Source organism: Leptothrix cholodnii SP-6 (assembly GCF_000019785.1).
GTDB lineage: Bacteria > Pseudomonadota > Gammaproteobacteria > Burkholderiales > Burkholderiaceae_C > Sphaerotilus > Sphaerotilus cholodnii.
Genome location: NC_010524.1, coordinates 3,074,506 through 3,087,844 on the forward strand (window position 1 = coordinate 3,074,506; position 13,339 = coordinate 3,087,844).

Genomic DNA, 13,339 nt, shown 5'->3' on the forward strand with positions numbered 1-13,339 from the left:
ACACCGTGGGGTGCGCGTGAGCAGCCGGTTCACCCTGCCCCCGCGCACCAATGCACCGGCGGCCCTGCCCGGCAGGCGGCTCAACAGCGCGTATCTGCCGTGGATCGGGCTGGCGCTGCTGGCGCTGCTGCTGGCGCTGAGCGCCGCACTGGCCATCACCCAGCGCCAGCACATCATCGAATCCGAGCGCAACAACGCGGCCTTGCTGGCGCGCATGCTCGAAGAGCAGGCCTCGCGCCACCTCGATGCCACCGAGCTGGTGCTCGACAACATCGGCGTCCAGGTCAAGCTCAGCACCGCCCAGCAGATGGTGGCCCTGAACCCGGCTCTGCTCGAAGCCAGCCGAGGCACGCCGATGCTGCGCAGCCTCTCGGTCGTCGACGAGCGCGGCCTGATCCTGGCCAGCTCCGGCGCCGAAAACCGGCGCGTGCGCATCGACCTGGAAATGGTCGGCCGACCCCGCCAGCCCGGCCAGTCGCGCCTGGGAACCTGGCTGGCGGGCCATGACCTGGTCCCGGCCGGCATCCCCAGCGATCGCCCGACCGCCAACGGCAGCGTGCCCGAGCCAATCCAGCCCGGCGTGGGCCTGGTGGCCATGACGCGCACGGCCACCAGTGCCGACGGCCAGACGCTCTACATGGTCGCGGCCCTGCACACCGGGTTCCTGGCCGACCAGTTCGAGAGCACCCTCAAGGACAGCGGCCACAGCGCCACGCTGCTCAACTACCAGGGCATGGTGGTGGCCACCACCAGCCGACGGATCGAGGCCGGCGACGTGGTGGCGATGCACCCCGATCTGCTCAACCAGCTGCCACGCGAGGACCATGGCAGCTTCGAAGGCGCCGGGCTCGACGGCATCGACGTGGTGGCGGCGTTTCGCGCCGTGCGCATCCATCCGTGGGTGGTGCTGGTCGAGCGGCCGGCCAGCGCGATCGTGGCCTCGTGGCGCACCGACATGACCTGGCTGGTCCTGGCGACGCTGTTCCTGGGCGCGCTGATCGCGGCGGCCACCGGCCTCGCCTGGCGCACCCTGCGCACCCACGAACAGCTCGAGGACGCACTCGCCACCGCCAAGCAGCGACTGGAAGAAAACGAGCGGGCCCTGCGCAGCGTGATCGAGGCCGCGCCGGCGCCGATGTTCGTGCTCGATGCGCTCGGCCACTACGCCATGGTCAACCACGCGTTCGAGGATTTTCTCGGCATCCAGCGCAGCGCGATCATCGGCACCGGCCTGCCGCTGGCCACGCACCTGCAGCAACTCGCCTATCACCCGACGCACGACGTCGCGATCTGGCAGGGTGCCGGCCGCAGCCATTACCTCGACGACCTGCCGGGCGCCGACGGCCGCCTGCGCGAGGCGCTGGTCTCGAAGGTGGCAATTGCGCGCGAAGACGGCCGACCACGCGCCGTGATCGGCAGCATCACCGACGTCACCGAACTGCGCGAGGCCGAACGCCACACCCGCGAGGCGATGCAGATCGCCCAGCAGGCCAGCGAAAGCAAGAACGAGTTCATCGCCAACATGAGCCACGGCCTGCGCACACCGCTGCAATCGGTGCTGGGTTTTGCCGAGCTCGGCAAATGGCGCAGCGCCGAACAGCGCCCCCTGCAAGAGATGTTCAGCGACATCCACGCGGCCGGCAAGCGCATGCTCTTGCTGGTCAACGACCTGCTCGACATGTCGAAACTCGAAAGCACCGTCGGCACGATGCACTGCGACCTCGCCGATGCGGTGAACCTGACGCGCGAACTGATCAACGAACTCCAGCCCCTGTGCACGGCGCGCGGCATCACCGTGCGTCAGTTCGGCCTGTTCGAGACCGACGGCGAATCCGGTGAAAGCGCCGTCTGGGTCGATCGCCTGCGGCTGCAGCAGGCCCTGCGCAACGTGCTCGAAAACGCCCTGCGCTTTTCGCCGGCCGGCTCGTCCATCGACATCGAGCTGATACGCAGCGCCGACGGCTACCTGAACTGGAACATCCGCGACCGGGGCCCGGGCATCCCCGAAAGCGAGCGGCCGTATCTGTTCGAAGCGTTCTTCCATGGACACCGCAACCGCGACGACGGCGGAGGCTTCGGCCTCGGGCTGGCCATCACGAGCAAGATCCTGCATGCCCACGGCGGCAGCGCGTGGGCTGAAAACCACCCGGACGGCGGCGCCGTCTTCCACCTGCGCATGCCGTCGGGCACCGACATGTCGAAGTCGAAACCCAGTTCGAGCAACCTCAACATCTCGGCGGTCTGACGATCCGTCGGTGCTTGTTGATCGACACGAAAAAAGTGCTTGCGTCCCATCGAAAAATCTTCCTATAATCTATGTCTCAGCAGATAGCTGATCCCCGATAGCTCAGTCGGTAGAGCGACGGACTGTTAATCCGCAGGTCCCAGGTTCGAGCCCTGGTCGGGGAGCCAAAACTCGAAGGAAATCAAAGGCTTGGAAGCAATCGCTTCCGAGCCTTTTTTCTTTGTGATGGATGTCGAGCGATCGCCTGCGTCGTCGCACAAGGATCAAGCCGCACAGCACGCCAGCGATCAGCGCGGCTTTGTCGGCGGTATTTCGGCTTACGCAGCGCCCGACGCCGATTACGCTGACAGCGCCAGTTCCAAAGCCTGCATGCAGGCCCGCAGACTCCGGCAAAGGCCCGCAAATGACACACGACCACGCACATCACCGCGCACCGACGACGCAAGCCGAACATCTGGCAGCGCTCACCAGCCCTAACCTGGTCAGAACCAGCCTGAGCCACCCCCTGCGGATCGACGAGGTTGCGGCAGGTCGCTGCGGCGGGCGGATCGGGATTTCGCTGTGTCCGGGCAAGCGCGCCAGCAGCCTGCTCGGGCCGCGCTGGGAACGCGACCTCGCGGCCGATATCGACGTGATCCGTCGCTGGCGGCCTGACGCCGTGGTGACGCTGATCGAGGATCACGAGTTCATCGAACTGAACGTGATCCAGCTCGGCGCCCAAGTGCGCGCCAGCGGGATTGCCTGGCATCACCTGCCCATCGTCGACGTGCATCCGCCCGATGAGCGATTCGAGACCGGCTGGCAGACGAGCGGCCCGGCGCTGGTCGGATGCCTGAACGCAGGCGGGCGCGTGCTGGTGCATTGCCGCGGGGGGCTGGGCCGTGCGGGCACGGTGGCGGCGCGCATGCTGGTCGAACTGGACGTCCCGGCCCCGGACGCCGTCGCGCGGGTTCGCCAGGCGCGACCGGGCGCGATCGAAACCGCCGATCAACTGAACTACGTGCTGCGACTGCAGGACATCTGCAACGCCTGAGGCCCCAAGCCGGCTGCAACCGCACCGCCAAAGACGATCGAACCACTGCGCTGCAGGGCCGAAAGCCCTGCCGGCGCAGTCGGTCATTGCAATCGCCTAATGTTGTGCATTGCAACAAATGCAGGTTCAGACACCGTTTCTTCATTTGATCAAAGGGGAAACCCTGATCTACTCTTGGCTTATGGACCACCCTCTTCTTACCCAGGATCAAGCTCACGGCGCCGCAGACCCATCCGTCATGCGGGCCGTGCCCGGCGCCGACTACGCCCAGGACGCGATCGAACGCAGCGTGCTGTTCCTCGATGCCCTGCGCCAACGCGGCAACATCTACGTCGAACACGTCAACGCCGGCGAGCCGGACCTGCTGAAGTTCGAGCACGAACTGGTGCTCGACGGGCGTGATCTGCCGCGGCCGTGCAACTACGCCCTGCTGCACATCCTGCAGCCGGCCGATGCGCCGCTCGATCCGCTGGCACGGCCGGTGATGGTGGTCGATCCGCGCGCCGGCCACGGGCCGGGCATCGGCGGCTTCAAGCACGACTCCGAGGTGGGCATGGCCTTGCGTGCCGGCCATCCGGTGTATTTCGTGACCTTCCGCCCGCAGCCTGAAGAAGGCCAGACGCTGCTCGACGTGGCCGTGGCCGAAGCCCGCTTCCTCGAGACCGTGGCCGCCCGCCACCCGCAATGCACCGCCAAGCCGCTGGTGATCGGCAACTGCCAGGCGGGCTGGGCGATGGCCGGGCTGGCCGCGATGCGGCCCGAGCTTTTCGGCCCGCTGATCCTGGTCGGCTCGCCGCTGTCCTACTGGGCCGGTGGCGCCCAGCTCAACCCGATGCGCTACAGCGGCGCGATGCTGGGCGGCGCCTGGCTGGCGGCGCTGACGTCCGACCTGGGCGCCGACCGCTTCGACGGCGCGCACCTGGTCAAGAACTTCGAGAACCTGAACCCCGCCAACAGCCTGTGGGGCCGCTACTACAAGCTGTGGTCGCAGGTGGACAACGAGTCGCAGCGCTTCCTCGAGTTCGAGCGCTGGTGGGGTGGCTACTTCCGCATGAGCGGGGCCGAGATCGAAGCCATCGTCGAGAACCTGTTCGTCGGCAACAAGCTCGCGCGCGGCGACGTGCAGATCGGCGGCAAGCGCATCGACCTGCGCAACATCACGTCGCCGGTGGTCGTGTTCGCCTCCTGGGGCGACAACATCACGCCGCCGCCGCAGGCGCTGAACTGGATCATCGACGTGTGGGGCGACGAACGCGCCATCGCCGCCGCCGGCCGGGTGATCGTCTACGTGCTGCACGAGAGCGTCGGCCACCTCGGCATCTTTGTCGGCACCGACGTCGCGCGCAAGGAGCACGACCAGATCGTGACCTCGCTGGACGTCATCGACAACCTGCCGCCGGGCCTGTACGAGATGAAGCTCGAGCTCAAGGATGGCAGCGCCCCCGCGCCCACCGACGTGCTCGAGCCCGGCAGCTACAGCGTGCACTTCGAGCACCGCACGATGGACCACCTGCGCGCCCTCAACCCGGAAGGGCGCGAGGAAGAACAGCTGTTCTCCACCGTGGCCAAGGTCTCCGAGATCAACACGGGGATCTACAAGACCTGGATGCGCCCGTGGGTGCGGCCGCTGGCCTCGCGCGCCCTGGCCGACGCGGCCACCGACCTGCACCCGCTGCGCAGCCAGCGCCAGACCCTGTCCGACGCCCACCCGGGCGCCGCGCCGCTGGCCGCCCTGGCCGAGCAGGTGCGCGAAAACCGCCACACCCTGCCGGACGACCACCCGGGCCGCTCGCTCGAACGCATCGCCTCGTCGTGGATCGAGACCTCGCTGAACCTGTACCGCGACCTGCGCGACCAGTCGGTGATCCAGTTCACCCGGACGATGTTCGGGCCGATGGGCTTCGGCGCCTGGCTGCCGCCGGAACCGCCGGACGAGCAGATCGCCGTGACACGCGCCCAGGCCGAGCTCGAGCGCGTGCGACACGACGTGCTCGCCCACATCGACGAGGGCGGCTTCCCGCAGGCCGTGTGCCGCATCGTGATGGCCGCGATGGCCAGCGGCGGCAGGCTCGAGCGCCGCAGCCTGCGCCTGGTTCAGCGGCTGGCCGAACGTCGGCATCCGCCGGCCGACGGCAGCGCACCGCGGCCGATCTTCAACTGGCACCAGGGTGTGCGCGAAGAAGCCCGCATCAGTGCCGTGGCCCCGGTCGAAGCCTACGGCGCCCTGGCCCGGATGCTGCCGGACATGCCCGCGCGCGAACGGGCACTGGCGATCGGCGCAGCGGCCGTGATGGTGGGTCAGACCACCGGCACCAACCTGGCGCTCGAACTGATCGATCGGCTGATCACGCTGCTGGGCGCCGACCCCGAGCGGGTGATGAACCTGGCCGACCAGCTGACCGCGGAGGCCACGCTCGACGCCGTGCCGGCCCCCGTCGCCGCCCCCCTGCCCGCCTGACCCGACCACGACCTCCGACCATGACCGAATCCATCCACCTCCGCCCGCTGACGGGCAAGAACATGCTCGTGACCGGCGTCGCCAACGAGCAATCGATCGCCTGGGGCTGCGCCAAGGCCTTCCACGACATGGGGGCGCGCGTCGCCATCACCTATCGCAACGAACGCGATCTGGCCGCCGTGACCCCGCTGGCCGAACAGATCGACGCGCTGTGCCTGCCGCTCGACGTCACCGTCGACGGCCAGATGCAGAGCGTGTTCGCCGAGCTCGGCCGACATTTCGGCACGCTGCACTCGGTCGTGCACTCGATCGCCTTCGCGCCCAAGTCCGACCTGCACGTGCCGCTGAGCGAATGCTCGCGCGCCGGCTTCCTGAAGGCGATGGACTGCTCCTGCTTCAGCTTCATCGAGATGGCCCATCTGGCCGCCCCGCTGATGACCGAGGGCGGCACGCTGTTCACGATGAGCTACCACGGCGCCCAGCGCGTGGTCGAGCACTACAACGTGATGGGCCCGGTGAAGGCCGCGCTCGAAGCCTCGGTGCGCTACCTGGCGCACGAACTGGGCCGCCAGGGCATCCGCGTGCACGCGATCTCGCCGGGGCCGATCCGCACCCGCGCGGCCAGCGGCATCGCCGATTTCGACGAGCTGATCAACGCCGCCAGCCAGCGCGCGCCGGCCGGCACCATCGCCGGCATCGAGGACGTCGGCTACGCCACCGCGATGCTGGCCGTCGACGGCGCACGCCTGCTCACCGGCACGACGATCCACGTCGACGGCGGTGCGCACATCATGAATTGAAGGAGCGAACCGTGTCCGCCGAACAGAGCGACGTGACGGAGACCCGACTGCTGATCTTCGGTCTGTCACGCGACGTCACCGTGCAAGAGGTTCAGGCGCTGCTGGGTCGCTGTAAGCTGGCTGCCGTCGAATTGCTGGTGCAACCGGGTCTTGACGAGGCGGTCGGTGTGGTTCATCTGCCATCGAACCGCACGCAGGCCTGGCGGCTGTCCGACCAGCTCAACCAGCGCAGCCTGCGTGGCCGGCGCCTGCATTCGTGGGTTCCGGTGATGGCCTGGGCGTGAGCCGCCAGGCGGCCCTCGTCAACCGATACAGAGAAAGTCCCCCATGAACATCGATCTCAACGACGCGTGGCTGGTCAACACCACCTTCGATGAACTCACCGTCGGTCAGGGCGCCACGATGCGCCGCTCGCTGACCGATGCCGACATCGCCGGCTTCGCCGCGATCTCGGGCGATCTCAACCCGACCCACCTCGACGAGGCCTACGCGCAGGGCGAAGGCATGGCCGGCCGCACCGCGCACGGCATGTGGAGCGGCGCGCTGGTGTCCACCGTGCTGGGCACGGTCTTCCCCGGCCCGGGCACGCGCTATGTCGAGCAGCGCCTGCGCTTTCTCGGCGAGGCGCGGGTCGGTGACCTGCTCGACGTCTCGGTGCGCGTGACGTCCAAGGATCCGGCCACCTTCTTCGTCACGCTCGACTGCGCGGTGCGCCGCCAGGACGGCCGCGAGCTGATGGCCGGCGAGGCCGTGGTGATGGCGCCGATGCACAAGCAGCGCGTGCGCAGCGCCAACGGCCTGCGCTGGCATGTGTTCGACGCCGCCGCCGGCGTGCGCGGCCTGATCGCCAAGGCGACCCAGCTCGGCCGCCTGAACTGCGCCATCGTGCACCCGTGCGACACCGAATCGCTGCGCGGCGCGCTCGATGCGGCGCATCACGGCCTGTTCACGCCCGTCATCGTGGCGCCGCGCGAGCGCATCCTGGCGATCGCCGGCCAGGCCGGCCTCGACCTCGGCTCGGCCGTGATCGAGGACGTGCCGCACAGCCACGCCGCCGCCGAACGCGCCGCCGCCCTGGCCGCGACCGGCGAAGTGCAGGCGCTGATGAAGGGCAGCCTGCACACCGACGAGCTGATGAAGGCGGTGCTGTCGCGCCCCGAACTGCGCACCAAGCGGCGCCTGTCGCACGTGTTCCGCTTCGACGCGCCGGCGTATCACAAGCCGCTGCTCGTGACCGACGCGGCGATGAACATCGCCCCCACGCTCGACGAGAAGGTCCACATCGTGCAGAACGCGATCGACCTGGCGCGCATCCTGGGTGTCGAGACACCCAAGGCGGCGATCCTCGCCGCGGTCGAGAGCGTCAACTCGAAGATGGCCTGCACGCTCGACGCCGCCGCGCTGAGCAAGATGGCCGACCGCGGCCAGATCACCGGCGGCATCGTCGACGGGCCGCTGGCCTTCGACAACGCCATCTCGGCCGAGGCCGCGCGCACCAAGGGCATCGTCTCGCCGGTGGCCGGCGACCCGGACATCCTGGTGGTGCCCGACCTGGTGTCCGGCAACATCCTGGCCAAGCAGCTCGAATACCTCGGCGGCGCGATGGGCAGCGGCGTGGTGCTCGGCGCCCGGGTGCCGATCGCGCTGACCAGCCGCGCCGACGGCGCCACCGCCCGCCTGGCCTCGGCCGCGCTGGCGGTGCTGGTGGCCCACAGCTACAAGGCAGCACAACCATGAACGCCCGGGATCCCCAGACAAGCGACATCGCCGTGACGCATGCACCGATGCGCCAGGCCGTGCTGAGCGTCAACGCCGGCTCGTCGTCACTGAAGTTCGCGGTCTATCCGGTCGGCGCCGACGAGGTCGGCGAGGCCGGCCTGTCGGGCCTGGCCGAAGGGCTGGAGCCGGGCGGCCAGCCCTCGATCAGCGTCAAGTCGCCAGGTGCTGCCAGTGTCAAGCAGGCGCTGACGTTGCGAGAGGGCGAAACGCCCTTCGACGCCGCGCTGCGCGCCGTCATCGCCGCGGTCGAACACGACGGCGGGCCGCGCCTGCTGGCGGTGGCGCACCGCGTGGTGCACGGCGGCAGCCACTACGCCGCCTCGGTGCTGATCGACGACGCGGTGCTGGCGATCCTCGACAGCCTGTGCCCGCTCGCCCCGCTGCACCAGCCGGCCAACCTGACCGGCGTGCGGGCCTTCCGGCGCGCCCGCCCCGATCTGCCGCAGGTGGCCTGTTTCGACACCGCCTTCCACGCCACCACGCCCGATGTCGAACAGCGTTTTGCGCTGCCCGATTCGTTCAACGACGAAGGCGTGCGGCGCTACGGTTTCCACGGCCTGTCGTACCAGTACGTCAGCGGCGTGCTGGCCCGGGCCACACCCCGTGCGGGCGGGCGCATGCTGCTCGCCCACCTCGGCAACGGCGCCAGCCTGTGCGCCGTGCGCGAAGGCCGCAGCATCGCCACGACGATGGGCTTCTCGGCGCTTGACGGCCTGATGATGGGCACCCGCAGCGGCGCCATCGACGCCGGCGTGCTGCTGCACCTGATGCGCGCGGGCTGGACTGCCGCGGCGATCGAGAAGCTGCTCTACAAGCAGTCGGGCCTGCTGGGTGTCTCGGGTGTGTCGGCCGACATGCGCACGCTGCGCGCCAGCACCGAAGCCGGCGCCGCGCGGGCGATCGCGCTGTTCACCTACCGCGTGGTGCGCGAGTGCGGTGCCTTGTCGGCCTGCCTGGGCGGGGTCGACGTGCTCGGCTTCACCGGCGGCATCGGCGAACACGACGTGGCGCTGCGCGCAGATGTCTGCGCCGCGCTGGGCCATCTGGGCGTGCGGATCGACGCCGCCGCCAACCGCTGCGCCGACGGCAGCACCGTCGCCGCCATCCACGCCGCCGACAGTGCGGTCGAAGTCTGGGTGGTGCCGACCGACGAGGGCCGCGTCGCCGCGCGCGATGCGATGGCGCTGCTGCACGCCGGCCGTTGATAGGCCGGGTCGAGCGTCGACATCGGCGCGGCCGGGTTCACCAGGCCGCGCTGCCGTTCGAGCCGTCGAACCTGGTGCAGTGGGTCTTGTAGAACGCCGCGATGTTGGCCTTGAGCGCGTCGCCTTCCTTGGTTCCGGAGGGCAGGTCGGCGAGCTGCCCCTTCATCGCCAGATCGAGCTTGAAGCAGAAGTCGATCAGCTGCCTGCGTTCGGAACGGTTGGGCGTGGGCTGGGCCGCAGAGGCCTGCAAGGCGCTCAGTGCCAGCACGGCGGCCAGAAGGAACGGGCGTGAGTTCATGTCGCATCTCCGGATCGAACAGTCAGGGGCTCGCATTAAACCCAGCTTCGGATCCGCTCCGACAAGGTTTGGCCCAGCCTGATCTGATAAAAATGCAAATGCTGTGATTTACGGCGGATCAGCCGATTGAGCACATCGGCCGGGTGCTCCCGGCTCGCCGACCTTCCAGACGGGAACTGCATGCAAACGGGGATTCGAGTGCGCCGACGGGTTCGGTGGGCGCTCATCGGCGCGGGCTTGCTGGCGTGCCTGTCGGGCGCCTGTGCCTGGACGGTGGTGGGCGAGGTGACGCGGGTCAGCGACGGCGACACCGTGACGCTGCTCGACCGCGAGCGCCGGCGCCACAAGATCCGCCTGGCCGGCATCGATGCGCCGGAGCGGCAACAGGCCTGGGGCAAGGTGGCCGCAAGCGCCTTGCGCTTGGCGCTGCTGCGCCGCACGGCATCGGCCGAGTGCGACAGCGTCGACCGCTACGGCCGCGCGGTCTGCACGCTGACGCTCGATCAGCAGGACGTTTCCCTGGCCATGCTGAACGCCGGTCTGGCATGGCATTACGTGGCCTACATCCGCGATCAGACACGTGCCGAGGCACGGCGTTACGCGGCCGCCGAACAGGATGCACGACAGGCTCGCCGCGGCCTCTGGGCCGAACACGATCCGACCCCGCCCTGGGAATGGCGGCGCGCCATGAAGGACCGGACAAAGGCCCGCGCCGACAGCCAGGGCAGCAAGCCACGGCGCCAGGCGATCGAGTCGATGTTGTAGTTCCGTCGCGCAGGGCCTGGAGGCAACCGGCAAGCGGCCCGGCCAGCGCCCACAATCCAAGGACAGCGCCCCGAGGCGCAGTCCGACCCGGAGGACCTGCCATGAGCTACGCGCACACCATCGGCTCGCGCCGCTACACCTTCGACGACCTGCGCACCCTGCTGGCACGCGCCAGCCCGGCACGTTCGGGGGATCGCCTGGCGGGCGTGAGCGCCGCCAGCGCGCAAGAGCGGGTCGCCGCGCAGATGGCGCTGGCCGACCTGCCGCTGACGACCTTCCTGCACGAAGCGGTGGTGCCCTACGAGGACGATGAAGTCACGCGGCTGATCGTCGATCACCACGACGCCGCCGCCTTCGCACCGGTGAGCCACCTGACGGTGGGCGACCTGCGCAACTGGCTGCTGGGCGACGCGGCCGATGGCGCGTCGCTGGCCGCGCTCGCGCCCGGCCTGACGCCCGAAATGGTGGCGGCGGTCAGCAAGCTGTGTCGCCTGCAGGACCTGATGCTGATCGCGCACAAGTGCACGGTGGTGACGCGCTTTCGCGGCACGATCGGCCTGCCCGGTCGGCTGGCGACGCGGCTGCAGCCCAATCACCCGACCGACGACAGCGCCGGCATCGCCGCCAGCCTGCTCGACGGCCTGCTGCACGGCAGCGGCGACGCGGTCATCGGCATCAACCCGGCCACCGACAACCTGCCACAGGTGATGCGCATCCTGCAGATGCTCGACGGCGTGATCTCGCGCTACGGCATCCCGACGCAATCGTGCGTGCTCACGCACGTCACCAACACGCTGCAGGCGATCGAACGCGGCGCGCCGGTCGACCTGGTGTTCCAGTCGATCGGCGGCACCGAGGCCACGAATCGCAGCTTCGGCATCGATCTGGCGGTGCTGGGCGAGGCGCGTGCGGCGGCGCTGTCGCTGCGGCGCGGCGCGGTGTTCGATGACGGCCATGGATCGACGATGGGCGACAACGTCATGTACTTCGAGACCGGCCAGGGCAGCGCGCTGTCGGCCGGCGCGAACCACGGTTGCGACCAGCAGACCATCGAGGCGCGCGCCTACGCGGTGGCGCGGCACTTCAAGCCGCTGCTGGTCAACACGGTGGTCGGCTTCATCGGGCCGGAGTACCTGTTCGACGGCAAGCAGATCATCCGCGCCGGGCTGGAGGATCATTTCTGCGCCAAGCTGCTGGGCCTGCCGATGGGCTGCGACGTCTGCTACACCAACCACGCCGAGGCCGACAGCGACGACATGGACGCGCTGCTGACGATGCTGTGCGCGGCCGGCTGCAGCTTCATCATGGGCATCCCGGGCTCGGACGACATCATGCTGAACTACCAGAGCACCTCGTTCCACGACGCACTGGTGATGCGCCAGCTGATGGGCCGACGCGCCGCGCCCGAGTTCGAGGCCTGGCTGCAGCGCATGGGCGTGTTCGAGGCAGGCGTCAGGTCGCGCCTGGCCGACACGCTGCCGGCACCGTTTGCCAGCGTGCTGCGGCGTCTGGAGGCAGCATGACCCCCCCCGTCACCCCGGCGCGCTGGGACACGCTGCGCCGCTACACCGACGCCCGCATCGCCCTGGGCCGCGCCGGCCACAGCCTGCCCACCGCGGCGCATCTGGCCTTTCAGCTCGCCCATGCCCAGGCGCGCGACGCCGTGCATCTGCCGTTCGACGTGCGCGGCGTGTCGGCCGCCTTGCAGGCGCTCGGCCTCGAGAGCCTGTCGCTGCACAGCGCGGCGATCGACCGCGCGGTGTATCTGCAGCGGCCCGATCTGGGGCGACGCCTCGATGAGCCATCACGCCAGGCGCTGGCGCAATGGCGCGCCGGTCAATCGGGCCGTTTCGACCTGGCCTTCGTGATCGCGGACGGGCTCTCCGCGCTGGCCGTGCACCAGAACGCGGTGGCGCTGATTTCGGCCACGCTGGCCCGGCTGCGCTCGGACCCGGTGCAGACGTGGTCGGTGGCACCGATCGCACTGGTCGAAGAAGGCCGCGTCGCCATCGGTGACGAGGCCGGCCACGGCCTGCGGGCCGACGCCGTGGTGGTGCTGATCGGCGAGCGGCCCGGCCTGAGTTCACCCGACAGCCTGGGCATCTACATCACCTGGGCGCCAGGCCCCGGGCTGACGGATGCCAGCCGCAACTGCATCTCGAACGTTCGGCCGGCCGGTCTGTCGATCGATGCGGCAGCCACCAGGCTGCATCGTCTGCTGGCGCAGGCACGACTGCGGCAACTCACGGGTGTTGCGCTCAAGGACGACGTCGATGAACAGCCGTCGGCATTGGCGCCTGGCCAGCCAAAGGGGGATGAGTCCGACAGCTTCCTGCTCGCGCCGACAGGGCCCGGACGACCCGGCTCACAGCCCGATTGACGAGCCGGCGTCGGGCGTCGGCCTCACGCGCAACTGGTCGACGGTGTAGCCCTCGTACAACAAGGCTTCGCGCAACCACTGGGGTTGCGGCCCTTCGCCGTCCCAGGTGGAGCCGGATACCGGGTGCCGATAGCGGGCAACGGCAGCCGCAGCAGGCGCCGGCCGTGGAGCCGGGACACCGCGCCCACGCAACTCGGTCGGGCTGATGCTCCAGAACGCCATCAGCCGGCGTATCTTGCGGATCGCGGCTTCTTTTTCAGGTTCGATCACGTCATTGACCATGGAATGGATCGTCTTCAGCCAGTCCGCCTGAGCGGCCGACTGTCGACTGAATAATGTCACAGCGTCAAAGTCCCCCCGCGACACGGAACCTGCA

The 13,339-nt window shown here is 69.2% G+C and carries 12 protein-coding genes and 1 tRNA gene; 11 read left to right on the forward strand and 2 right to left on the reverse strand.

Annotated features, from left to right (window positions below; translation table 11 throughout):
- The first annotated feature begins 16 nt into the window (after positions 1–16).
- The 8 genes from LCHO_RS13965 to LCHO_RS14000 all read left to right on the forward strand — a co-directional run bounded on the left by LCHO_RS13965 (position 17) and on the right by LCHO_RS14000 (position 9,520).
- Positions 17–2,245 carry a sensor histidine kinase gene (locus LCHO_RS13965; protein WP_190274805.1) on the forward strand — a complete coding sequence of 743 codons (2,229 nt, stop codon included), beginning with the start codon at positions 17–19 and terminating at the stop codon, positions 2,243–2,245.
- Positions 2,246–2,336: 91 nt separating this feature from the next.
- Positions 2,337–2,412, forward strand: a tRNA-Asn gene (locus LCHO_RS13970).
- A gap of 236 nt (positions 2,413–2,648) precedes the next feature.
- A complete protein-coding gene (locus tag LCHO_RS13975; RefSeq protein WP_012347812.1) occupies positions 2,649–3,278 on the forward strand; it encodes a cyclin-dependent kinase inhibitor 3 family protein in 630 nt (209 codons plus the stop codon).
- A gap of 238 nt (positions 3,279–3,516) precedes the next feature.
- Positions 3,517–5,736, forward strand: a complete 2,220-nt coding sequence (locus tag LCHO_RS13980) for a DUF3141 domain-containing protein (RefSeq protein ID WP_012347813.1) — start codon at positions 3,517–3,519, stop codon at positions 5,734–5,736.
- Between the two features lie 20 nt (positions 5,737–5,756).
- Positions 5,757–6,536, forward strand: a complete 780-nt coding sequence (gene fabI, locus LCHO_RS13985) for an enoyl-ACP reductase FabI (RefSeq protein ID WP_012347814.1) — start codon at positions 5,757–5,759, stop codon at positions 6,534–6,536.
- Positions 6,537–6,547: 11 nt separating this feature from the next.
- Positions 6,548–6,820, forward strand: coding sequence for a hypothetical protein (locus tag LCHO_RS13990; protein WP_012347815.1), 273 nt, complete (start codon positions 6,548–6,550; stop codon positions 6,818–6,820).
- A gap of 43 nt (positions 6,821–6,863) precedes the next feature.
- Positions 6,864–8,273 carry a bifunctional enoyl-CoA hydratase/phosphate acetyltransferase gene (locus LCHO_RS13995; protein ID WP_012347816.1) on the forward strand — a complete coding sequence of 470 codons (1,410 nt, stop codon included), beginning with the start codon at positions 6,864–6,866 and terminating at the stop codon, positions 8,271–8,273.
- Positions 8,270–9,520 (forward strand): acetate/propionate family kinase, encoded by a 1,251-nt coding sequence (locus LCHO_RS14000; RefSeq protein WP_012347817.1) that lies wholly within the window; start codon positions 8,270–8,272, stop codon positions 9,518–9,520. Before LCHO_RS13995 ends, LCHO_RS14000 begins: the two co-directional genes overlap by 4 nt.
- Positions 9,521–9,557: 37 nt before the next feature.
- Here the strand turns inward: LCHO_RS14000 and LCHO_RS14005 are convergent, their stop codons facing one another.
- Positions 9,558–9,818, reverse strand: coding sequence for a hypothetical protein (locus LCHO_RS14005; protein ID WP_012347818.1), 261 nt, complete (start codon positions 9,816–9,818; stop codon positions 9,558–9,560).
- 237 nt (positions 9,819–10,055) lie between these two features.
- On the opposite strand from LCHO_RS14005, the gene LCHO_RS14010 reads away from it, so the two are divergent.
- The 3 genes from LCHO_RS14010 to eutC all read left to right on the forward strand — a co-directional run bounded on the left by LCHO_RS14010 (position 10,056) and on the right by eutC (position 12,963).
- The gene (locus tag LCHO_RS14010) at positions 10,056–10,583 is read left to right on the forward strand and encodes a thermonuclease family protein (RefSeq protein ID WP_223210443.1); all 528 of its coding nucleotides are present in this window, start codon (positions 10,056–10,058) and stop codon (positions 10,581–10,583) included.
- Between the two features lie 101 nt (positions 10,584–10,684).
- Positions 10,685–12,106: an ethanolamine ammonia-lyase subunit EutB gene (locus LCHO_RS14015; RefSeq protein ID WP_012347820.1), complete on the forward strand. Its 1,422-nt coding sequence runs from the start codon at positions 10,685–10,687 to the stop codon at positions 12,104–12,106.
- Entirely contained in the window at positions 12,103–12,963 is an 861-nt protein-coding gene (gene eutC / locus LCHO_RS14020) for an ethanolamine ammonia-lyase subunit EutC (protein WP_012347821.1), read from the forward strand. Before LCHO_RS14015 ends, eutC begins: the two co-directional genes overlap by 4 nt.
- Here eutC and LCHO_RS14025 read toward each other — a convergent pair.
- Positions 12,949–13,245 carry an H-NS histone family protein gene (locus LCHO_RS14025; RefSeq protein WP_012347822.1) on the reverse strand — a complete coding sequence of 99 codons (297 nt, stop codon included), beginning with the start codon at positions 13,243–13,245 and terminating at the stop codon, positions 12,949–12,951. The genes eutC and LCHO_RS14025 overlap by 15 nt on opposite strands.
- Between the last annotated feature and the right edge of the window lie 94 nt (positions 13,246–13,339).

What these genes read in the sequence shown, in the direction of transcription:
- LCHO_RS13975 (WP_012347812.1), top strand. Translation starts at nt 2,649, where the DNA reads ATGACACACGACCACGCACATCACCGCGCACCGACGACGCAAGCCGAA.
- LCHO_RS13980 (WP_012347813.1), top strand. Translation starts at nt 3,517, where the DNA reads ATGCGGGCCGTGCCCGGCGCCGACTACGCCCAGGACGCGATCGAACGC.
- fabI (WP_012347814.1), top strand. Translation starts at nt 5,757, where the DNA reads ATGACCGAATCCATCCACCTCCGCCCGCTGACGGGCAAGAACATGCTC.
- LCHO_RS13995 (WP_012347816.1), top strand. Translation starts at nt 6,864, where the DNA reads ATGAACATCGATCTCAACGACGCGTGGCTGGTCAACACCACCTTCGAT.
- LCHO_RS14000 (WP_012347817.1), top strand. Translation starts at nt 8,270, where the DNA reads ATGAACGCCCGGGATCCCCAGACAAGCGACATCGCCGTGACGCATGCA.
- LCHO_RS14005 (WP_012347818.1), bottom strand. Translation starts at nt 9,818, where the DNA reads ATGAACTCACGCCCGTTCCTTCTGGCCGCCGTGCTGGCACTGAGCGCC.
- LCHO_RS14015 (WP_012347820.1), top strand. Translation starts at nt 10,685, where the DNA reads ATGAGCTACGCGCACACCATCGGCTCGCGCCGCTACACCTTCGACGAC.
- eutC (WP_012347821.1), top strand. Translation starts at nt 12,103, where the DNA reads ATGACCCCCCCCGTCACCCCGGCGCGCTGGGACACGCTGCGCCGCTAC.
- LCHO_RS14025 (WP_012347822.1), bottom strand. Translation starts at nt 13,245, where the DNA reads ATGGTCAATGACGTGATCGAACCTGAAAAAGAAGCCGCGATCCGCAAG.